At 69.8% G+C, this 21,483-nt stretch carries 22 protein-coding genes and 1 tRNA gene; 3 read left to right on the top strand and 20 right to left on the bottom strand.

What is annotated here, in order from left to right; all coding sequences use genetic code 11:
- The 3 genes from OVA21_RS05900 to OVA21_RS05890 all read left to right on the top strand — a co-directional run bounded on the left by OVA21_RS05900 (position 1) and on the right by OVA21_RS05890 (position 2,499).
- Positions 1 to 77, top strand: a tRNA-Leu gene (locus tag OVA21_RS05900).
- A 164-nt stretch (positions 78 to 241) separates the two neighbouring features.
- Positions 242 to 712 carry a MarR family winged helix-turn-helix transcriptional regulator gene (locus OVA21_RS05895; protein WP_119191817.1) on the top strand — a complete coding sequence of 157 codons (471 nt, stop codon included), beginning with the start codon at positions 242 to 244 and terminating at the stop codon, positions 710 to 712.
- Positions 709 to 2,499, top strand: a complete 1,791-nt coding sequence (locus OVA21_RS05890) for an MDR family MFS transporter (protein ID WP_268092000.1) — start codon at positions 709 to 711, stop codon at positions 2,497 to 2,499. Before OVA21_RS05895 ends, OVA21_RS05890 begins: the two co-directional genes overlap by 4 nt.
- Positions 2,500 to 2,535: 36 nt before the next feature.
- Here the strand turns inward: OVA21_RS05890 and OVA21_RS05885 are convergent, their stop codons facing one another.
- The 20 genes from OVA21_RS05885 to OVA21_RS05790 form a co-directional block, all read right to left on the bottom strand.
- Complete coding sequence (locus tag OVA21_RS05885; protein ID WP_119191818.1) at positions 2,536 to 2,985, bottom strand: SRPBCC family protein; 450 nt, start codon at positions 2,983 to 2,985, stop codon at positions 2,536 to 2,538.
- A gap of 81 nt (positions 2,986 to 3,066) precedes the next feature.
- Positions 3,067 to 5,814: a cation-translocating P-type ATPase gene (locus OVA21_RS05880; RefSeq protein WP_268091999.1), complete on the bottom strand. Its 2,748-nt coding sequence runs from the start codon at positions 5,812 to 5,814 to the stop codon at positions 3,067 to 3,069.
- A 51-nt stretch (positions 5,815 to 5,865) separates the two neighbouring features.
- Positions 5,866 to 6,525, bottom strand: a complete 660-nt coding sequence (locus tag OVA21_RS05875) for an MBL fold metallo-hydrolase (protein ID WP_172812117.1) — start codon at positions 6,523 to 6,525, stop codon at positions 5,866 to 5,868.
- The gene (locus tag OVA21_RS05870; RefSeq protein WP_067713998.1) at positions 6,522 to 7,607 is read right to left on the bottom strand and encodes an S-(hydroxymethyl)mycothiol dehydrogenase; all 1,086 of its coding nucleotides are present in this window, start codon (positions 7,605 to 7,607) and stop codon (positions 6,522 to 6,524) included. The genes OVA21_RS05875 and OVA21_RS05870 overlap by 4 nt, the downstream gene beginning before the upstream one ends.
- Before the next feature lie 140 nt (positions 7,608 to 7,747).
- Positions 7,748 to 8,461, bottom strand: coding sequence for a M23 family metallopeptidase (locus OVA21_RS05865; RefSeq protein WP_096905581.1), 714 nt, complete (start codon positions 8,459 to 8,461; stop codon positions 7,748 to 7,750).
- Positions 8,462 to 8,634: 173 nt separating this feature from the next.
- The gene (pyk, locus tag OVA21_RS05860) at positions 8,635 to 10,053 is read right to left on the bottom strand and encodes a pyruvate kinase (protein WP_096905582.1); all 1,419 of its coding nucleotides are present in this window, start codon (positions 10,051 to 10,053) and stop codon (positions 8,635 to 8,637) included.
- A gap of 46 nt (positions 10,054 to 10,099) precedes the next feature.
- Entirely contained in the window at positions 10,100 to 11,008 is a 909-nt protein-coding gene (lgt, locus tag OVA21_RS05855; protein ID WP_067713993.1) for a prolipoprotein diacylglyceryl transferase, read from the bottom strand.
- Positions 11,005 to 11,796 carry a tryptophan synthase subunit alpha gene (trpA, locus tag OVA21_RS05850; protein WP_096905583.1) on the bottom strand — a complete coding sequence of 264 codons (792 nt, stop codon included), beginning with the start codon at positions 11,794 to 11,796 and terminating at the stop codon, positions 11,005 to 11,007. Before trpA ends, lgt begins: the two co-directional genes overlap by 4 nt.
- A complete protein-coding gene (trpB, locus tag OVA21_RS05845) occupies positions 11,793 to 13,088 on the bottom strand; it encodes a tryptophan synthase subunit beta (protein ID WP_096905584.1) in 1,296 nt (431 codons plus the stop codon). Before trpB ends, trpA begins: the two co-directional genes overlap by 4 nt.
- 66 nt (positions 13,089 to 13,154) lie before the next feature.
- Positions 13,155 to 13,967 (bottom strand): indole-3-glycerol phosphate synthase TrpC, encoded by an 813-nt coding sequence (gene trpC / locus OVA21_RS05840; protein WP_096905585.1) that lies wholly within the window; start codon positions 13,965 to 13,967, stop codon positions 13,155 to 13,157.
- A gap of 97 nt (positions 13,968 to 14,064) precedes the next feature.
- Entirely contained in the window at positions 14,065 to 14,712 is a 648-nt protein-coding gene (locus OVA21_RS05835; protein WP_067713985.1) for a TIGR02234 family membrane protein, read from the bottom strand.
- Positions 14,709 to 16,250, bottom strand: a complete 1,542-nt coding sequence (locus OVA21_RS05830; protein ID WP_096905586.1) for an anthranilate synthase component I — start codon at positions 16,248 to 16,250, stop codon at positions 14,709 to 14,711. Before OVA21_RS05830 ends, OVA21_RS05835 begins: the two co-directional genes overlap by 4 nt.
- Entirely contained in the window at positions 16,247 to 16,426 is a 180-nt protein-coding gene (locus OVA21_RS05825; protein WP_067713978.1) for a tautomerase family protein, read from the bottom strand. The genes OVA21_RS05830 and OVA21_RS05825 overlap by 4 nt, the downstream gene beginning before the upstream one ends.
- Positions 16,427 to 16,431: 5 nt before the next feature.
- Positions 16,432 to 16,785, bottom strand: a complete 354-nt coding sequence (gene hisI, locus OVA21_RS05820) for a phosphoribosyl-AMP cyclohydrolase (protein WP_067713976.1) — start codon at positions 16,783 to 16,785, stop codon at positions 16,432 to 16,434.
- Positions 16,782 to 17,555, bottom strand: coding sequence for an imidazole glycerol phosphate synthase subunit HisF (gene hisF / locus OVA21_RS05815; protein WP_096905587.1), 774 nt, complete (start codon positions 17,553 to 17,555; stop codon positions 16,782 to 16,784). Before hisF ends, hisI begins: the two co-directional genes overlap by 4 nt.
- A gap of 7 nt (positions 17,556 to 17,562) precedes the next feature.
- Positions 17,563 to 18,477, bottom strand: a complete 915-nt coding sequence (locus OVA21_RS05810; protein ID WP_096905588.1) for an inositol monophosphatase family protein — start codon at positions 18,475 to 18,477, stop codon at positions 17,563 to 17,565.
- 65 nt (positions 18,478 to 18,542) lie between these two features.
- Positions 18,543 to 19,298 carry a bifunctional 1-(5-phosphoribosyl)-5-((5-phosphoribosylamino)methylideneamino)imidazole-4-carboxamide isomerase/phosphoribosylanthranilate isomerase PriA gene (gene priA, locus OVA21_RS05805; protein ID WP_067713969.1) on the bottom strand — a complete coding sequence of 252 codons (756 nt, stop codon included), beginning with the start codon at positions 19,296 to 19,298 and terminating at the stop codon, positions 18,543 to 18,545.
- The gene (locus tag OVA21_RS05800) at positions 19,298 to 19,549 is read right to left on the bottom strand and encodes a hypothetical protein (protein WP_067713966.1); all 252 of its coding nucleotides are present in this window, start codon (positions 19,547 to 19,549) and stop codon (positions 19,298 to 19,300) included. Before OVA21_RS05800 ends, priA begins: the two co-directional genes overlap by 1 nt.
- 22 nt (positions 19,550 to 19,571) lie before the next feature.
- Positions 19,572 to 20,237: an imidazole glycerol phosphate synthase subunit HisH gene (gene hisH / locus OVA21_RS05795; protein WP_096905589.1), complete on the bottom strand. Its 666-nt coding sequence runs from the start codon at positions 20,235 to 20,237 to the stop codon at positions 19,572 to 19,574.
- A complete protein-coding gene (locus tag OVA21_RS05790; protein WP_096905590.1) occupies positions 20,234 to 21,481 on the bottom strand; it encodes an MFS transporter in 1,248 nt (415 codons plus the stop codon). The genes hisH and OVA21_RS05790 overlap by 4 nt, the downstream gene beginning before the upstream one ends.
- Positions 21,482 to 21,483 lie beyond the last annotated feature (2 nt).

Genomic DNA, 21,483 nt, shown 5'->3' with positions numbered 1-21,483 from the left:
GCCCCCGTAGCCCAATTGGCAGAGGCAACGGATTCAAAACCCGTCCAGTGTCGGTTCGAGTCCGACCGGGGGCACCACCCCTCGAGCGAGGTCAGACCCGCTCGCATTCCTCTCATCAGCCCATCATTTCATCACCTCATCACCGCGTCCGCCCTCTCCACCCGCGCGCCACCCGGTGGCGCAGTGGTCCGCTACGCGCGTAATGTTTGCTTGTTGCAAGCAATCGGTTCGAGGAGCGGATATGGCGATAGACGCGGAACGCGGTGGCCGGTTGGTGGTGGACCTCTCGCGGGTGGTCAAACTCCTGCGTGCGGTCAACCTCTCGGTGCCCCGCTACGACGAGGCCGTCGAGCCGTCCGCGCATCCGCTGCTGTTCGCCATCCATGACGGCCCGGCCCGGGTCACCGATCTGGCCGCCCGGGTCCACACCGACGTATCGGTGGTGAGTCGCCAGGTCCGCCAACTCGAGACCCGCGGGCTCATCGCAAAGGTCCCCGATCCCGATGACGGACGTGCCAGCCTCGTCACACTCACCGCCGAGGGCACCTATCTCGTCAGCCAGGTGTTCGAGCGCAGTGGTGACTGGATGGCCGGCCTCCTCGAGGACTGGACGCCGGACCGGGCGGACGCGTTCATCGCGGACCTCGCCCGATTGGCCGACTCCCTCCACGCCGAACTCTGCTCTCTCACCTCCGCCGAGGAGAACCGATGACCACTCCCAAGACATCCTCGGTCCACGCAAGCGAGGACGGCGAGTTCACGCACCGCCAGATCCTCGTCATCCTGGCCGGCCTCATGTCCGCCATGTTCCTGGCCAGCCTCGACCAGACCATCGTGAGCACGGCGATCCGCACCATCGCCGACGACCTGCAGGGCCTTGACGCCCAGGCGTGGGTCACCACCGCGTATCTCATGACGTCCACCATCTCGACGCCCCTGTACGGCAAGCTCTCCGACATCTACGGGCGCAAGCCGTTCTTCGTGATCGGCATCGTCATCTTCGTGTTCGGCTCATTGCTCTGCACGCTCGCCACCTCGATGTACATGCTCGCCGTCTTCCGCGGCATCCAGGGACTGGGCGCCGGCGCACTGATGTCCCTGGCGCTCGCGATCATCGGCGACATCATCCCGCCGCGTGACCGCGCCAAGTACCAGGGCTACATGCTGGCGGTCTTCGCGTCGTCGTCGGTACTCGGGCCGGTGATCGGCGGGTTCTTCGCCGGCGCCGACACGATCTTCGGCATCGACGGGTGGCGCTGGATCTTCCTCATCAACGTCCCCATCGGCGCGGCGGCCCTGACCCTCGTGATGATCACGCTCAACGTCAAGAACGTCCGGGTCGACCATCGCGTCGACTGGGCGGGCGCCGCCGCGATCGTCGTCGGACTCGTGCCGCTCCTGCTGGTGGCCGAGCAGGGCAACACCTGGGGGTGGGGATCCCCTGCCGCCCTCGGTTGCTACATCGTCGGGCTGGCCGGCATCGGGCTCTTCCTCATCGTGGAGGCCCGCGCGGGCGACCAGGCCCTCATCCCGCTCCGCCTGTTCCGCGACCGCACCTTCGCGATCGTCACGGTCGGAGGCGTGATCGTGGGTATGGCCATGTTCGGCGGCATGATGACGCTGCCGCTGTACATGCAGATCGTGCACGGCGCCGATCCCATGGAGTCGGGACTCATGATGCTCCCGCTGGTCGCGGGGATGATGGGTGCCTCGATCGTGTCGGGCCAGCTCATCTCCAGGACCGGTCGTGTCCGCGAGTTCCCGATCTTCGGCACGGCGGTGGCCGCTGTCGGCCTGTTCCTGCTGTGGACGATCGATGCCGACACGTCGCTGACGCTGGTGATGGTCTACATGCTGGTGTTGGGCATCGGGCTCGGCAACTGCATGCAGCCGCTCACCCTGCTCGTCCAGAACGCCGTGAGTCCGCGGGAGATCGGTGTGGCCACCGCGTCGGCCACTTTCTTCCGTCAGCTCGGTGGCACCGCCGGCGTCGCGGTGTTCCTGTCAATTCTCTTCAGCCGCGTCGGTGGCTCCATCTCGGGCGAACTAGAGCAGGCCGCCGCCGACGGTAGCCTCGCCCGCGGTGTTCAGGAGGGCCTCGCCGACCCCGCCCTGCGGCAGGATCCCGACGCGTACGGGATCGTCCGGGCCCTCGCCGACCCGACCACCGGCGCGGGGGCACTGGAAACGGTCACCAAGGACTCCTCGGTGATCAACCGGCTTCCCGAGCTGGTCGCCCACCCCTTCGAGCAGGGTTACGCACTGAGCATGTCCGAGATCTATCTGGTGGCCGGCATCCTCGCCGTGGCCGCCTCGGTGATCCTGGCGTTCATGCCGCAGATCGTGCTCCGGACCGGCTCGGCACAGGCCGAGGCCGCGCGCGAGGCGGCCGCGGCGGCCGCGCCCACGGGGACGGATGTCGAGGCGGCCGAGTCCGCCACCGCGACTACGACGAGTCCCTCGGCGGACCGCTCTCGCTCGGCGGACCGGCCAGACTGAGCCCGGCCAGACTGAGCCCGGTCGGAACCCGGTCGGCTACCCCTCGAGGTCGTCCTTGAGATTGGACAGCAGGGCGTGTTGGATGCGCTTGAGCCCGGCCGGCGCGAAGGTCCGCTCGAAGAATCCACCCACTCCCCCGGCGCCGTCCCACGAGGTGGTCATCTCGACGAGCGCGCCCCCCGTCGTCTCGCGCACCGTGTAGGTGGTGGCCATGGACGAGTTCTCGTCCTTCTCCACGAGTGACCAGTGCGCTGCGGCGTCGTCGACAGTGACGTTGGCCTTGACGTCCCGGCTTCGCTTCTTGGTGGCCTGGAGGTTCCACGCCGCGACGGTGCCGTCCCCCTGTCCACCCTGGATCAGGCGGTAGGCGCTGAACTGCTCGGGCTGGATGCGGGGCCGGACCTGCGCGTAGTCGGCGATCGCCGCGCTCACGGCCTCGACGGGCGCCTCGATGACGATGGTGTTGCTGGCGGTGACCCTGGCCATGATGATGACTCCTCCTCGTCGGTCCGACCGTGTCGCGCCCGCTACCTGACGCGGTGGTGGCGGCGCCCTCGGGTGGGCGCGTCAGACCACGTCCATCCTGCCCGACACACCGGCCCGTCGCGTACGCCATCTCGCGCCGGCCTTGCGCAGTTCCTCCAGCCAGAGGATCGACGACGCCACCGCGGTGGCCAGCAGCCATTCGTCGGCGCGGAGCGAGGTGGTGTCGAAAACGCCCTGCAGGAACGGCACCTGGACCACCGCGATCAGCAGCAGCGGCACCGCGCCCAGCGCGACCCAGATCGGGGCGTTGTGCGCCATGTCGCGAGAGAACACCGAGCCGTGGTCGGATCGAACATTCATCAGGTTGAACACCTGGAAGAAGACGAACGTCGCGTACGCCAACGTGGTGGCGAACAGCGGTTCCCCTGCTCGATCGGGGAACACCGCCTCGGCGGACGCCAGCACGAGCAGGGTACCCACGGCCATCACGACGCCCAGCCAGAGGATCCGCACCAAGCGCGTCAGAGTGAGGATCTGTTCGCCGGCCGGACGCGGAGGCCTGCGCATGGCATCCTTCTCCACCGGCTCGACACCCAGGGCCATCGCCGGCGGGCCGTCCATGACGATGTTGACCAACAAGACCTGCAGCGCGGTGAACGGCACCGTCGCCAGCCCCAACAGACCACTCGCCAAGAAGACGATCACGAACGCCCACGCGGTGGTGAGCTGGAACTTCACGAACTTGACGATGTTGTCGTAGATCCCCCGCCCCTGCCGCACCGCGGAGACGATCGTCGAGAAGTTGTCGTCGGTGAGCACCATGTCCGCCGCGCCCTTGGACACGTCGGTACCGGTGATCCCCATGGCGATCCCGATGTCGGCCTGACGCAGGGCGGGCGCATCGTTCACACCGTCTCCCGTCATCGCCACCACGTCCCCGTCAGCCTGGAGGGCCCGCACCATCCGGATCTTGTGCTCGGGGGTCACGCGGGCCAGCACGCCGAGGCGAGCGGCCCGGGCGGACAGCTCCTCGGCGTCGATGCGGTCCAGTTCGACACCGCTCACCGCCTCCCCGCCGATACCGAGGTCGCGGGCGATGGCCGAGGCCGTGACCAGGTGGTCTCCGGTGATCATGTGCACCGAGATGCCCGCCTGGTGGGCGATGCGTATCGACTCGGCGGCGCGTGGCCGCGGTGGGTCGACGATCCCCAGCACCGCGAGCACTGTCAGGTCGCGGACCTCGCCGAGCAGAGAGTCCTCGTCGGGTGGTCCGTCACCGTCGCCGAAAGGCCGGGCGGCCACGAGCAGCGTGCGCAGGCCGGACGCGGCGAGCCCCTCCGTGTCCGCGCGCAACGCTCCACGCCGCTCGTCGTCGAGCTCCACCGCCGTCGCCCCGTCCCAGACGTGCGTGGCGCGAGGCAGGACGGCACCGGTGGCACCCTTGACGTGGAGGACGAGGTCTCCACCCGGTGCGCGGTTGACCGTCGCCATGAACTTGTACGCCGAGTCGAACGGGACCTGGGCCACCCGCGGACGGGCGGCGCGCAGCCCCTCGACGTCGATCCCGCACTTGGTCGCCGCCACCAACAGTGCGCCCTCGGTCGGATCTCCGACCAGTCGCCCGTCGGCGACGATCGCGTCGTTGCACAGCGCCATGGCCACCGCGGCCCGTCTCAGGTCCGGTACGACGTCCGGGTCGGACGACAGGACGGTCCCGGCCCCGTCGTATCCGGTCCCGGTCACGGAGTACGACCCGCCGCCCGCGACGATCCGCGTGACGGTCATCTCGTTGAGGGTGAGGGTCCCGGTCTTGTCCGTCGCGATGTGGCTCGTCGAACCGAGTGTCTCGACGGCGGCGAGGTTCTTGATGATCGCGCCCTCGCGGGCGAGGCGCGAGGCACCCATCGCGAGCGTGAACGCCACGACCGCCGTGAGCCCCTCCGGGATCGTGGCCACCGCCAGGGAGACCGCGGACAGGAGCATGTCCTCCCAGGACTGACCGCGCACGAGCCCGATCGCGAGGACCAGTCCCACCACGGTCAGCGCGATCCCGGTGAGGACGCGGGCGAGCGTACCGATCCGTTTCTGCAGCGGCGTCGGACCGGCGCCCGCACCGCCCAGCAGGTCCGCGATCGCGCCCATCTCGGTGTGTTCACCGGTACCGGTCACCACGATGCGCGCCCGGCCCCGGGTGACCTCCGTGTTCATGAACACCATGCCAGCGCGGTCTCCGAGAGGCGCGTCGACGCCCTGTACCGCTCCCGCGGCCTTGTCCACCGGGGCCGACTCCCCGGTCAACGTCGCCTCGGCCACCTGCAACCGGGATCCGGAGAGCACCCGGCCGTCGGCGGGGACCCTGTCTCCGGACTCCACCACCACGATGTCGCCCGGGACGAGCCCACTGCTGTCGGTCTCGGCCTCCACGCCGTCCCGCACCACCCGGCTGTGCGGGACCGACATATCGCGCAGGGCTGCGAGACCGGCCTCGGCACGGGTCTCCTGGACGTAGTTGAGGATCGTGTTCAGTGCGACCACCAGCAGGATGACCACGGGGGTCTCCCATTCCCGGGACACCCCCGCGCTCACCGCAGCCGCGACCGCGAGCACGAGGATCATCGGGTCCGCCAACAGCCTCGCCACCCGCCGCCACCCGGGAACCCGCTCGGCCTCGGGCAAGGTGTTGGGCCCGTGCCGGACGAGACGGGCGCCCGCCTCGGCGCTGGTGAGCCCGTCCGGGCCCGCACCGAGGCGGGACAACACCTCCGCGGGCGCGAGGGTGTGCCACGGAGTGGGAGGACCGGACTCTGCGGGCGTCCTCGTCGTCGTCATCTCCCCGGCCCCTCCCCCGCGTCAGTCCTCCCCGCGCCCACGGCGGCGGTCTCAGTGCCCTCGGGCGATCCACTCCTCGAGGTGCGGGGACTCGTCCCCGACCTTCGTCCCGTCACCGTGACCGGTGTGCACCAGCGTCTCCGCGGGCAGCGTGAGGATGCGCTCGCGGATGGAGGTGATGATGGTCGGGAAATCCGAGTACGACCGGCCCGTTGCCCCCGGTCCGCCGGAGAACAGGGTGTCGCCGGAGAACAACACGCCCGCCTCGGGAACGTGGAACACGCACGATCCCGGTGAGTGACCCGGGGTGTTCATCACGTCGATGCGGGTACCCGCGATCTCCAGACGCTGCCCGTCGGAGAGCTCGCCGTGGGAGACGGTGGGGTGGGTCTCGTCCCACAGCATCTGGTCACCCGGGTGCACCAGGATCGGCGCATCCAGCTTCTCCGACAGTTCCGGCGCCACAGTGATGTGGTCGTTGTGGGCGTGCGAACACAGGATGCCCTTGACCCGGCGGCCCGCCACCGCGTCGATGATCGGCTGGGCAGTGTGCGCGGCGTCGATCACGTACACCTCGGAGTCGTCCCCGAGGATCCAGATGTTGTTGTCGACCTCCCACTCGCCGCCGTCGAGCGCGAAGATGCCGCTCGTGACGACCTTCTCGATACGCAGACCGCCGGCGTGCCCGGCGCTGGTGTGGATCTCGCTCACATCGTCACCACCGATCGGAGGACTGAACCGGACTTCATCGCGTCGAACGCCGCCTCGACGGCCCCGATGCCGATCCGCTCGGAGACGAACTTCTCGAGCGGGAGCCGACCCTGCAGATGCAGATCCACGAGCATCGGGAAATCGCGCTCGGGCAGACAGTCGCCGTACCAGGACGACTTGAGCGAGCCACCACGGCCGAAGAAGTCCAGCAGCGGCAACTCCAACCGCATCTCCGGCGTGGGCACGCCCACCAGGACCACGGTCCCGGCGAGATCACGCGCGTAGAAGGCCTGCTCGTACGTCTCCGGCCGACCGACGGCGTCGATCACGACGTCGGCGCCGAAGCCGTCCGTGAGCTCCTGGATAGCGGCCACCGGATCGGTCGAGGTCGAATTGACCGCGTGGGTCGCACCGAAGTCCTTGGCCCACTCGAGCTTGGTGTCGTCGATATCGACCGCGATGATCGTCGAGGCGCCCGCAAGTCGGGCGCCCACGACCGCGGCGACACCGACTCCACCGCACCCGATGACGGCGACGGACTGGCCACGGCTGACCTGGCCGGTGTTGACGGCCGCGCCGATGCCGGCCATGACACCGCATCCGAGCAGTCCGGCGACCGCCGGGTCCGCCGCCGGGTCGACCTTGGTGCACTGCCCCTCGTGGACGAGGGTCTTGTCGATGAACGCGCCGATGCCGAGCGCGGGGGTGAGCTCGGTGCCGTCGCTCAGCGTCATCTTCTGCGAGGCGTTGTGGGTGGCGAAGCAGTACTGCTGCTGGCCCCTCTTGCAGGCCCGGCACTCACCGCACACCGCGCGCCAGTTGAGGACGACGTAGTCGCCCTCGGCGACATGGGTGACCCGGTCACCGACGGTCTCGACGATGCCCGCGGCCTCGTGGCCCAACAGGAACGGGTACTCGTCGTTGATCCCGCCGTCCCGGTACGCCAGGTCCGTGTGGCAGACGCCGCACGCCTGCACCCGCACGATGACATCGTTCGGTCCGGGATCGGGGACGACGACGTCGACCAACTCGACCTCGGCCCCCTTGCTACGGGCAATGACGCCCTTGACGGTCTGCGACATGGATCGCCTCTCGACTGGTGGTGGACTCTCTCGCCCCACTGTGTCAGAAAGGCCCGACACGTGGCCCGTCAACGCGGTCGCGCCCCGCCTCCTCGAGGGGAGACGGGGCGCGACGGGTGCGTGTCGGGGGCGTCGATCGATCAGACGGCGACGCCGTTGGCGCGGAGCCACGGCACCGGGTCGATCCACTGGCCGGCCGGGTTGCGCACGCCGAAGTGCAGGTGCGGCCCGGTGGAGTAGCCGCGGTTTCCGACCGTTCCGATGACCTGCCCGGCGTTGACCCGCTGGCCGACCGAGACGTGGTTCTGGTCGTTGTGTCCGTACTCGAGCAGGTGGCCGTCGTCGGTCTGGATCCGGATCCACAGTCCGTACCCCGAGGCCGGGCCGGCAGCCACGACGGTGCCGGACTTGGCGGCGAACATCGGGGTCCCGATCGGTGCACCGAAGTCCGTGCCGTTGTGGAACGTTCCCCAACGGGGGCCGAAGCCGGAGGTGATCGGACCGTAGGTCGGGGCGTGGGCGCCACCGACCGAGGGGACACCGAGCGAGCCGAACACAGCCGGGTCGATCGCGTACTCCCGAAGCTGGTCCTCGGTGAGGCCGATGCCCTGGATGACGCCCTGCGCCATCTCAATCAGCTGGTCGGCGTTGATCTCGGCGGACTGGGCGGAGGCTGCGGGGGCGGCGGCCATGGCCATGCCGCCGGAGAGGGCGGCGCCGGCGACGGTGCCGGCAACGAGGCGGCCCATGTTGGACGAGCGGGCGGCGCGGTGGCGCCCGGCGGTCGCGCCGGTGCCCTCGACGCCGAGTCGATCGGCGAGCTCGGCGTAGGAAATGCGAGTGGCGTCGGACATCAGGGAACCTCGGAGACTGGAGCGGGTGAAGCAGGGACGTGACCGGCTTCCCAGTCGACTCCAAGAAGGTAACAGAAGTGTCTCGACTCTGTCACGTCAAAGGCACGAACACAGACGAAAGTGCCGGTGAGCGGCTTGCTCACCGGCGCCTGTCGGTTGTTATCCGATGGTGATCAGTGGTCGACCTCGCCCATCCGGTGGACGAGGATGAAGTTGGTTGACCCCTCGACGCCCGGCACGTTCCCCGCGACGAGCACGATCAGGTCGTCCTCGTTGTACCCGTCGAGCGGGAGCAGCATCTCGTCGGTGACCTTGACGATCTCCGCCGTGTCGTTGACGCGGTCGGTGAGGAAGGTCTCGGTCCCCCACGTCAGCGCCAGCTGGCTGCGGATGCGGGGGTCGCTGGTGATGGCGATGAGCGGCAGGTGGCTGTGCAGACGGGCGAGCCGCCGCACCGTATCCCCCGTCGAGGTGACCGCGACGAGCGCCTTCGCCCCCAGCCGCTCACCGATCTCGCGGGCGGAGTAGGAGATGACACCGCGCTTGGTCCGTGGGATGTGCACCAGATCCGGCGCGGCCGTGGAGTCCGACTCCACCGCGAGTGCGATGGACGACATCGTGCGTACGGTCTCGATCGGGTACTTGCCGACGGAGGTCTCCCCCGAGAGCATCACCGCGTCCGCCCCGTCGAGGACGGCGTTCGCCACGTCGGACGCCTCGGCCCGGGTGGGCCGGGAGTTCGTGATCATCGACTCGAGCATCTGGGTGGCCACGATGACGGGCTTGGCGTTCTCGCGCGCGATCTGGATGGCACGCTTCTGGACCAGCGGCACCTCCTGCAGCGGCAACTCCACGCCGAGGTCGCCCCGGGCCACCATGATGGCGTCGAATGCCAGGACGATGGACTCGAGATTCTTGACGGCTTCCGGCTTCTCCAGCTTGGCGATGATGGGAACGTGGATGCCCACCTCGTCCATCACCTCGTGCACGAGGTCGACGTCCGCCGGCGACCGCACGAACGACAGGGCGATGAAGTCCGCCCCCAGGCCGAGGGCGAACCGGAGGTCGGCGATGTCCTTCTCGCTCAACGCGGGGACCGAGACGTTCATGCCCGGCAGGGACACGCCCTTGTTGTTGGAGACGGTACCGCCCTCGGTCACGACGCACTGGACGTCGTCACCGTCGACGTTTTCGACGGTCAGTCCGATGTTGCCGTCGTCGACGAGGAGGCGGTCTCCCGGGCGGGCGTCGTTCGCCAGCCCCTTGTAGGTGGTCGAGACGCGATCCTTGGTGCCCTCCACCTCGGCGACGGTGATGACGACACGGTCGCCCTCCTCCCACTCGTGCCGGCCCTCGAGGAAGCGGCCGAGTCGGATCTTGGGGCCCTGCAGGTCCGCGAGGACACCGACGGCCCGGCCGGACTTGTCGGAGGCCTTGCGGACCCATCGGTAGTTGGCCTCGTGGTCGGAGTGCTCTCCGTGGCTGAAGTTGAGGCGGGCGACATCCATGCCCGCGTCGACCAGCTCTCGGATTCCTTCCTCCGACGCGACGGCGGGACCCAGGGTGCAGACGATCTTGGTACGACGATTCACTCGTACCAATCTAGTCCCCTCGACCGGCCACCCGGTTAACCCGAGGTCAACGACCGGCCAACGGGGGTGCGTCGCCCGCGGGACCACCCTCCGCCGGGTCGTCCCCGACGTCGTCCGGCGCCCGCAGGTCGGAGGCCTCCTCCCGGCCGCGGCGGGCCCGCCAGAGATACACCAGCGCGGCGAGCATCACCACGAGGGAGACGATGGTGTTGATGCGCAGTCCGAACACCTCCGTGGCGGCGTCCGCGCGCAGCAGTTCCACCCAGAAGCGACCGAAGCAGTACAACGCCACATAGAGGGCGAAGAGCCGACCGTGGCCCAGGCGGAACCGCCGGTCGATCAGCACCAGGGCGATCGCCACGAGAACGTTCCACAGCAGTTCGTAGAGGAATGTCGGGTGAACGGTCGCCAGCACCTGTCCGGTCGACCGCCCGATCGTCTCCGAGTACCCGTAGGACTCGTCGTAGCGCTGGTAGATCTCCAGCGCCCAGGGCACATCGGTCTCGCGGCCGTAGAGCTCCTGGTTGAAGTAGTTGCCCAGTCGGCCGATCCCCTGTGCCAACACGATGCCGGGGGCGATCGAATCGCCCAGCGCCCCCAGCGCCCGGATGCCCTGTTGGCGCAGACCGATGTAGGCGCCGAGAGCGCCGAACGCGACCGCCCCCCAGATGCCCAGGCCGCCATCCCAGATCTTCAACGCGTCGACGGGATCGCGGCCCTCTCCGAAGTAGCGGTACCAATCGGTGGCCACGTGGTAGATCCGTCCGCCGATCAGGCCGAAGGGGATCGCCCACAGCGCCGTGTCGATCACGACCCCGGCCCGGCCGCCACGGGCGACCCAGCGCTTCTCGCCCCACCAGATGGCGACGACGATGCCGAGGATGATCCACAGGGCATACGCACGCAGGGGGAACGGACCGATCTCCCAGACGCCCTGGGGAGGGCTGGGGATCACGACGCTGCTCCGGTTCGATGGACGCCCTCGGCCAACTCGGCGGTCAGCCTCCCGAGGGCGTCGAGCCCCTCGGTCGCCGCCGTGATGAGTGCCGACCCGACGATCACGCCGTCGGCGTACGAGGCGATCTCGGCCGCCTGCTCACCGTTGCGCACCCCCAGCCCGACCCCACAGGCGAGGCCGGAGATCTCACGGACCCGCGCGGTGAGGGTCCGGGGCGCGTCCGAGACGACGTCCCGGGCGCCGGTGACACCCATGACGGCCTGGACGTAGACGAAACCGCCCGTGTGGGAGAGCGTCATCGCGAGTCGCTCGGGGGTCGACGACGGCGCGACGAGGAACACCCGGTCGATTCCGTGGGCGTCCGACGCGGCGATCCAGTCGTCGGCCTCGTCGGGGATGAGGTCGGGCGTGATGACGCCGGTACCGCCGGCGGCGGCGAGGTCGGCAGCGAAACGGTCGACACCGTACTGGAGCACCGGGTTCCAATAGGTCATGACCACGGGGACCGCACCGGCCGCGGCGACCGCGCGGACCACCCCGAAGGTGTCCGCCACGCGGAACCCGGCCTCGATCGCGGTGTCGGCGGCGGCCTGGATGGTCGGCCCGTCCATCATGGGATCGGAGTACGGGATGCCGACCTCGACGATGTCGCATCCGCCCTCGACCATCGTGCGCACGGCGTCGATCGACCCCTCGAGAGTCGGGTAACCCGCCGGGTAGTAGCCGATGAGCGCGGCCCGGTCCTCGCTCCGGCACCGCTCGAACACGTCACTGAGAACGCTCATCCCTCGACTCCTCCGTCCGCGAACTCGCCCGCGCCGTCGTCGGCGCCCTGGCTCGAATCCACCCCGGCCTCGGGCGGGGTCCCCCCGTCCAACAGGCCGAACCACCGGGCGGCGGTGTCGACGTCCTTGTCGCCGCGACCGGAGACGTTGACCAGGATGAGGTCCACGCCCTCCGCGGCGAGCTGCGCGGCACCGGCGATCGCGTGCGCCGACTCGATGGCGGGGATGATGCCCTCGGTGCGGCACAACTGAGCGAACGCGTCCATGGCCTGGGTATCCGTGATCGGGCGGTACTCGGCCCGCCCGATCTCCGCCAGGCGCGAATGCTCGGGCCCGACACCCGGGTAGTCCAGGCCCGCCGAGATCGAATGGGACTCGATCGTCTGCCCGTCGGAGTCCTGCATGAGATGGGCGTACGAACCCTGGAAGACCCCGGGCGTCCCCGCGTTGACGGTCGCCGCGGTGCGTCCGGACCCCACGCCGTCACCCCCGGCCTCGCACCCGACCAGACGAACCGAGTCGTCGTCGATGAACGAATGGAACAACCCGATCGCGTTGGAACCACCGCCGACGCACGCCACGGCGGCGTCCGGCAGCCGACCGGCCTGATCGAGGATCTGCACCCGGGCCTCGGCGCCGACGACGCGCTGGAAGTCGCGGACCATCGTCGGGAAGGGGTGCGGCCCGGCCGCGGTACCGAACGCGTAATAGGTGTCGTCCGCGTGGGCGACCCAGTCCCGCATCGCCTCGTTGATCGCGTCCTTCAACGTGGCCGAACCGATCTCCACGGCCTCGACCTCGGCACCGAGCAACCGCATCCGCGCCACGTTGAGCGCCTGCCTGCGCACGTCCACCGCGCCCATGTAGACCTTGCACTCGAGGCCGAGGAGGGCACACGCCGTCGCCGTGGCCACCCCGTGCTGACCGGCGCCGGTCTCCGCGATCACCCGCTTCTTGCCCATCCGCTGCGCGAGCAGCGCCTGGCCGAGGACGTTGTTGATCTTGTGGGAACCCGTGTGGTTGAGGTCCTCGCGCTTGAGGAACACCCGCGCACCGATCTCCGCACCGAACCGCGTCGCCTCGTACAACGGCGACGGCCTACCCGAGTAGTGGAGCTGCAACCGGTCGAGCTCGTCGAGGTACTCGTCGTCCGCCCGGGCCTTGGCGTAGGCGTCGGTCACCTCGTCGACCACCGCCATCAGCGCCTCGGGGACGTAACGGCCGCCGAACGGCCCCCAGTGGCCCCGCTGGTCGGGCTCATGTCCGGTGGTGGACCGGAGCACCTCTCCCATGGTGGGCAGTGACGGAAAATCCTTGGAGTTCACGTCCCCAGTCTGCCTGAAGCCGGCGGCACCGGACTAGCGGGGTCCCTGCGGGCAGGACGGGTGGGCACCGGCCGTGGCCAGGGCGTTGCAGGCCGCCCGCGGGTCGCCCTGCGTCACCAGTCCCTCGCCCACGAGCACGGCGTCCGCCCCGACGCTGGCGTACGCCAGGAGGTCCGAGGCGTCCCGGACCCCGGACTCGGCGATCTTGACGACGTCGGACGGGAGCCCGGGCGCGATCCTGGAGAACACGTCCCTGTCGACCTCGAGTGTCTTGAGGTTGCGGGCGTTGACACCGATGACCGTGGCTCCGGCCTCCAGCGCGCGGTCGGCCTCCTCCTCGGTGTGGACCTCCACCAACGCCGTCATACCCAGCGACTCGGTGCGATCGAGGAGCGACACCAGGGCGTCCTGCTCGAGCGCGGCCACGATGAGCAGGATCAGATCCGCGCCGTGCGACCGCGCCTCGTGGATCTGGTACGGCCCCACCACGAAGTCCTTCCGCAGAACCGGGATGTCGACCGCGCGGCGGACCGCGTCGAGATCGGCCAGGCTGCCGTTGAAACGGCGCTCCTCGGTGAGGCAGGAGATGACGCGCGCCCCGCCCTCCTCGTACATCCGGGCCAGGACGGCGGGGTCGGGGATCTCGGCCAGGGCGCCCTTGGACGGGCTGGCTCGCTTGACCTCGGCGATGACGCCCACCCCGGGATCGCGCAACGCCTTGAGCGCGTCGAGCGGGTCCGGCGCCGACTGGGCCGCCTTCTTCACGGCCGCCATATCGATGACGGCCTCACGGGCCGCGACGTCCTCACGGACCCCGTCGAGAATCGAGTCGAGCACGGTACCCACCGTGACCTCCCTCTGCAGTCGTAGGGCGGAAAGTGTGATCGAGATCGACAATAGAGGTCCCGGCCGGGGTTCCCGAATCGGGACCACCCTGACCCGGTCAGCCGGTCGGATCCCGTCCGTCGTCCAACTCCTGCCACAGATCCCGCCCGGCGTCGTCCTCCGTGTCCGGTCCGGTCGCCGCACCCTCCCGCCGGGCCGCCGGGGTCACGTACCGGTCGTCACGGCGCACCGGGCGGGCCGGACTGGCCAGGACGACGATCCCCGCCGCCAACAGGGCGACGGCGCCCGCGCCGGTGATCACGGGTCCCGCGGGCCGGGTCGACAACTCGGTGATCTCCGACCACTGCGGGATCGCCTCCGCGCCCTCGGAACCCGGCCCGGCATCGGTCCGGGCCAGGCCCTCGTCACTCGTGATCACCGAGTGGACCCGGTCGGCGTCGACCTCCCCCACCGACATCGCCATGAGGCCCCCGGCGGCCACGCCGAGCAGCGCGATGACGGCGCCCACCGCTCGCGCGGCAGTACCTCGGACCAGGGCCACAGCGGCGATCGCCGCCAGCGCGCCCAGTGCGAGCGGGACGAGGGCGGGTTGCCAGTCCGCTCCGGTCAGGGCCCGTCGGCCCTCTCCCGACTGGTCGTTGAAGGCCACCACGTCGAGCCACACCATCCGCGAGGCGACCCACAGCAGCGCCGCCCCCACCACCAACAGCACGACGGGGACCAGCAGACGGGCGCGGTGGGTCACCGGCCCTCCCCGGCGTCGCGCAGTGTCTCCGCGGCTGCGACGGCCCGCAGGACCGCCATCGCCTTGTTGCGGCACTCCGCATCCTCCGAGGCGGCAACCGAATCGGCGACGATGCCGGCACCCGCCTGGACGTAGGCCGTGCCGTCCTTGATCACGGCCGACCGGATCGCGATGGCCTGATCGGTGTTGCCGGCGAAATCGACGTAGCCGACCACGCCCCCGTACACACCGCGTCGCGTGTCCTCGAGGTCCTCGATGATCTGCAGTGCGCGGGGCTTGGGCGAACCGGACAGCGTGCCGGCCGGGAAACAGGCGGTCACGGCGTCGATGCCCGTCTGCCCGTCGGCCAGGCGCCCGGTCACCGTGGACACGAGGTGCATCACATGGCTGTAGCGCTCGACCTGGCGGAACTCGGTCACCTCCACCGTGCCCGGCACGCAGACCCGGCCGAGGTCGTTGCGACCGAGATCGACCAACATCAGGTGTTCGGCGTTCTCCTTGGCGTCATCCACCAGGTCCTTGGCGAGCAGGACGTCGTGCTCCTCGTCGTCGCCCCTCGGTCTGGTCCCCGCGATCGGATGGGTCGTCGCCGCCCCGTCCTGGACGGTCACCAACGCCTCCGGGCTCGATCCCACGATGGTGAAGGCGGTATCGCCGAACCCGTCCTCCCCGCTACCGTCCGGGATCGTCATGAGGAACATGTAGGGGCTCGGGTTGGTGGTGCGCAGAATCCGGTAGACGTCGCGCGGCGAGGCGGCGGTGTCGACCTCGAACCGCTGACTGAGCACCACCTGGAAGGCCTCGCCCGAGTAGATCTGCTCGATGATGTCGGCGACCCGCGCGTGGTACGTCGACTCGTCGGTGCAGCGACGCACATCGGGGGCGGGAGTGTCGAACACGCTCACGCCGCCCGTCCCCGGGTCGGCTAGCCGCGCCGTCATCGAGTCGACCCGGGCCACCGCGTCCGCGTAGGCCTGCTCGACCCGCTCGTCGCTGCCGTCCCAGTTGACCGCGTTGGCGATGAGATGGATGCGACCCTCGTGGTGATCGAACGCCGCCAGATCCGTGGCCAGCAACTGGACCATCTCCGGCAACTGCAGGTCGTCGACGGTGTCGGGCCGGATCCGCTCGAGCCGGCGCACGATGTCGTACCCGAGGTAACCGACCATCCCCGACGTCAACGGGGGAAGTCCCGGGATCTGATCGGTGCGCAACAGGTCGAGTGTCCTCCGGAGCGCGTCCAGCGGGTCACCGCCGGTGGGCGCGCCCGCGGGCACGTTGCCCCACCACGTCGCCTCGCCCGAGCCGTCGACGGTCAACGCGGCGGCCGCCCCACAGCCGATGAACGACCACCGCGACCACGAGCGCCCGTGCTCCGCCGACTCCAGCAGGAACGTCCCCGGTCGGTCGCCGGCGAGCTTGACGTACGCGGACAACGGGGTCTCGGAATCCGCCAACACCGTGCGCACCACCGGCACGACCCGGTGGCCCGCGGCGAGCGCGCGGAACTGTTCGAACGTGGTCGTCTCGGTGCTCATCCGAAGGCCTTGCCGGCGATCCCGAAGGAATCGTGCGGCATGTCGTGGACGTGGACCCACACCTTCGCCGGGTCCTTGCCCGAGGCCTCGGCGTACGCGGCCGTGACCGCCTCGATGACGCGGGCCTTGTCCGCCGCGGCCATCCCGTCGAGTTGGTTGATCTGGATGAAGGGCACGCCGTTCAGTCCTCTCCGAGCAGGGTTGCGGTGTCGAAACAGCTGGTGGTGCCCCGGTGGCAGGCCGCGCCGGTCTGGTCGACATGGAGCAGGACGGTGTCTCCGTCGCAGTCGATCTCCACGCGACGCACGTGTTGCACGTGGCCGGAGGTATCCCCCTTGACCCACCGTTGCCCACGCGAGCGGGAGTAGTACACACCCCGCCGGGTCGCCAGCGTCTCCGCCAGCGCGGCGTCATCCATCCACGCCATCATGAGCACCCTGCCCGACGTCGCGTCCTGCACGACCGCGGCGACGAGGCCGTCGGCGTTGCGCGACAGCCTCTCGGCGATCGACCGATCCAGGACGTGGGCGCTCATCGGACCGTGATCCCCTCTGCCGCGAGCGCGTCCTTCACGTCGCCAATGGTCATCTCCCCGAAGTGGAAGACACTGGCCGCGAGGACGGCGTCGGCCCCGGCGTGGACCGCCGGAGCGAAGTGCTCGACCGCACCGGCACCGCCCGAGGCGATGACGGGTATCGACACCGCCTCGCGGACCGCCTTCACCATCGCCAGGTCGAAACCCGCCTTGGTGCCGTCGGCGTCCATCGAGTTGAGCAGGATCTCGCCCACGCCGAGCTCCTGCCCGCGCCGCGCCCACTCGACGGCGTCGATGCCGGTACCGCGGCGACCACCGTGCGTGGTGACCTCCCATCCCGACGGGGTCTGCTCGGACCCCTCGGGTACGGTCCGCGCGTCCACGGACAGGACGATGCACTGCGAGCCGAATCGTCGACTGAGCTCGCCGAGCAGCTCGGGGCGGGCGATGGCGGCGGTGTTGACGCTCACCTTGTCCGCGCCGGCCCGCAGCAACTGGTTGACGTCCTCCTCGGTACGCACGCCTCCTCCCACGGTGAGGGGGATGAAGATCTGCTCGGCGGTGCGCTTGACCACGTCGATCATGGTCCCGCGACCCGACGACGACGCGGTCACGTCGAGGAAGGTCAGCTCGTCGGCGCCCTGCTCGTCATAGGCGGCGGCCAACTCCACGGGATCACCCGCGTCGCGGAGGTCGAGGAAGTTGACGCCCTTGACCACGCGCCCGGCGTCCACGTCGAGGCACGGGATGACCCTGGTGGCGAGTGTCATGATCCGGTCACCGCCCGCTCTGTAGCCACGGACGGGGGCTCTCGGGTTCCGGAGTGGCGCGCCGTCGCCCGGCCTCGAAGAAGTTGCTCGGCTCGCCGAGTTGACGGATCGTGTCGAGGACCTCCGCGTGGGCTCGCGGGCCCGCGGCGAGGATGGACTGGGAGTCGGTGGACCAGGGCTCCCCCGTGAGGTCGGTGACCACACCACCCGCTGCGCGGACATGGGAGGCGCCGGCCGCGTTGTCCCACGCGAAGTTGCCGAAGCTGACCGCCGCCGACAGTCGCCCCGACGCGACGAAAGACAGGTCCACCCCGGTGGAGCCGAACTTGCGGGTCCGGGCCGCGTCGAGCGTGAGCTGCTCGAAGACCTCGCGGCGATACGCCGGAGGGTAGGTCGTGCGGGCACCGGTGTTGAGGGAACCCAGCCCCAGTGCGACGTCGCGGATGGAGACGTCGGAGATCTGCGAGACCTCCGCGCCGTTCTCCTTGAGCGGTCCCCCCGCGATCGAGGTGAACGTTATCCCTAGCAGGGGCAACCAGGTCAGCCCCAGCACCGGCTGACGCTCGTGGACCAACGAGACCAGGATGCCGGCGGTCGGGATGCCCAACGAGTAGTTGGCCGTGCCGTCGACGGGGTCCACCACCCAGAGGGTGCCCTCGTTGACGGGCGGACCGCCGTACTCCTCACCGTGCACCTCGAGCCCTGTCCCCTCCCTCAGGGCCTCCGAGATACGGCGTTCCAACTCGAGGTCCAGTTCGGTCGCGAAGTCGTTGCGCGATCCCTTGTTCTGGATGCCCTTCGCGCCGACCCCCTCGACGAAGCGAGGAGTCACCTCGTCGAGCACGCGCGTCGCCAGTGCGAGCGCCTCGGCCGGGTCGACGGGGAGGTCCGTCGGCAGGGCATTTCCGGTCTGATCGTCCATCTCGGGCCTCCTGCTCGAGGTCATGCGGGGTCGGGAAGCTACCTGGCGGTCACGAGGCCGCGTGGTCAGCGTCGGCTGACGGCGGCGAGCGCCTCGGGAAGGGTGAACCGGCCCGCGTAGAGCGCCTTGCCGACGATCGCGCCCTCCACACCCTGCGGAACCAGCGTGGCGATGGCCTCGAGGTCCGCGACCGAGGAGACACCGCCCGACGCCACGACAGGGGCATCGGTGGCCGCGCACACCTGCGAGAGCATCTCGAGGTTGGGCCCGTTCAGCATGCCGTCCTTGGACACGTCGGTGACGATGTACCGGGCGCAGCCGTCCGTGTCCAGACGCTCGAGAACCTCCCAGAGGTTGCCGCCGTCGGAGACCCATCCGCGACCACGCAGCCTGGGCTCGCCGTCGACCACTCGCACGTCGAGTCCCACCGCGATCCGATCGCCGTGCCGGGCGATGGCCGAGGCACACCACTCCGGGTTCTCCAACGCGGCCGTACCGAGGTTCACGCGCGCACAGCCGGTGGCCAGGGCGGCCTCGAGCGAATCGTCATCGCGGATGCCACCGGACATCTCGACCTTGACGTCGAGCGCCCCCACGACCTCGGCGAGGAGATCGCGATTCGAGCCCCGGCCGAACGCGGCATCGAGGTCCACGAGGTGAACCCATTCCGCACCGTCACGCTGCCACTGCAGCGCCGCGTCGAGCGGCGCCCCGTACGAGGTCTCGGTCCCGGCCTCCCCCTGTACGAGACGGACGGCCTGACCGTCTGCGACGTCGACGGCGGGCAGGAGTTCGAGATAATTGGCGTTGGTCACGGCCATCAGCCTAGTCCGTCGTCACCGGGGCGCTCCGCCTGCCCGCCGGGCTCCTCGCCGTACTCGGCGCGGATCGCGCGATCGGTGATGCGGTTGGACACCAGACCCATCGCCGCGACCGCGAGGATCAGCCCGACCAGTGCGACGACGGCCTTGCCGACCGGCGGCACGGGGAGCACGGCCACCGCGATCGCGGTCAGCGCGAGGCCGAGGACTCCCGCCCCGGCCACGCCCAGCGCGAGCACGGCGAAGGACACCGGGGCCCGGTCCCCTTCACCCCTATCGGACAGAACGGATCCAGTTCTCGAGGAGCTGCAGTCCCGCGTCGCCCGATTTCTCGGGGTGGAACTGAGTGGCCGACAGCGGCCCGTTCTCCACAGCCGCGATGAACCTGGTGCCGTGCTCGGCCCAGGTGACGTCGGGGGCTCGGAGGTGATCCGACGGCTCCATCTCCCAGCGCTGCACGCCGTAGGAGTGGACGAAGTAGAACCGCTCGTCGGCGGGCATGCCGGCGAACAGGACGCTGTTCGCCGGCGCCTCGACGGTGTTCCAGCCCATGTGCGGCAGCACGGGTGCGTGCAGCTTCTCCACCACGCCGGGCCACTCACCGCACCCGGGGACCCCCGGGGAGTCCTCGTGCTCCCCGTCCGAGAACTCGGTGCCTCGCTCGAACATGACCTGCATGCCGACGCAGATACCCAGGACGGGCCGACTGCCGGCGAGACGCTCACCGATGATCCGGGGGCCCTTGACCGCTTCGAGGCCCTTCATGCAGGCGGCGAACGCGCCGACCCCCGGCACGACCAACGCCTCCGCCTCGGTGGCGACGCGGGGATCCGAGGTGAGCTCGACCTCGGCGCCGACCCGCTCGAGCGCACGGTGCGCGGACCGCAGGTTTCCCGAGCCGTAGTCCAGGAGTGCTACCCGTGTGGCGGAAGTCGTCATTGGTTCACCTTATCGCCGGTGTCGGTCAGGGTCAGATCGCGCGTGGGCCTGGTGCGTCGGGCGCCCACCGCCGCCGGGCCGCCCACCGCGAGGACGACCCCGGCCGCCACGGTGAACAGCACGACGTAGCCGAAGCCGGCGAACCCGCCCATGACGACGGATCCGAGACCGGTACCGGCGTCGAAGGAGATGTTCCACGACGCGGACGCCGTCCCCAGACGCGAGCGCGGCATCCGTTCGAACGATGCGACCAGGGCTTCGTTCTGAACGGCTCCGAACCCGAGACCGAAGACGACGGTCGGGACGAGGAACCACCAGGGGTTCACCTCCATGGTCAACAACCCCGCGATGCCGAGCATTCCGAGTGCCGCCACCCCGAGACCCGGCCAGACCAGTGCCCCGGGTCCACGTCGGTCCGAGATGAGCCCGGCGACGGTGCGGCCGACGATGACACCGGCGCCCAATAGTCCGAGTCCCACGCCGGCGACGACCGCGCCGCTTCCGGAGACTATGGAATCCAACGCGGGTGACAGGAACGATGCCGCTGCTCCGTAGGGCAGGGTCACCGCCACCATGACCAGGAACGGCCCGGCCAGGAGGAGAACGACCTTCCTGGCGCCGAGCGCCGACTGGTCCGACTCCCCCGGGGGGCTCGGGAACACGTGAGGCAGGCGGGCGGCGGCGACCAGGCCCACGACGCCGAACCCGGTGGCCGCCCAGGCCACCGTGGGCAGGCCGAAGAGGTCGAGCAGCCACAGGCCGACCGGCAGGAAGATGGCTTCGGAGATGCCGACGGCGAGGCCGATCAGTGACGTCGCCCGACCGAGCATGCCGGGTGGCGCGAGTTCTGCCACCAGAGCCGAGCCGGCGACGGTCATCATGCCGAAGCCTGCGCCTCGCACTCCACTGATCGCCAATACCGCGAACGGGCCGTCGAACAGGGCGAGCAGCCCCGAGGGGAGACCGAGCAGCGCGCTGCCGATCCCCAGTACCCAGCGATAGCCGATCGCGGCCGTGACTCTCGGGGTGGCGAGCTGGAACAGGACGGTCACGGTCATGAACACACCGGTGGTGGCGCCCGCGACGAACTCACTCCCGCCGCCACGGACCACGGCGAGCGGCACCACGGGCAGCAGCAGGGAGAACCCCCCGAAGGCGAGCAGGACCAGGACGAACGCGGCCGGGACCCCGGGGGTACGCGCCAGCTTCGAGAACGCCCCCGGGGTGTGGACGCGCGGGGTCACGC

This window comes from Dietzia sp. SL131, assembly GCF_026672565.1.
GTDB classification, from domain to species: domain Bacteria; phylum Actinomycetota; class Actinomycetes; order Mycobacteriales; family Mycobacteriaceae; genus Dietzia; species Dietzia kunjamensis.
Note: the sequence above shows the minus strand (reverse complement) of the source record. Positions and strands in the feature narration are given on the sequence as shown.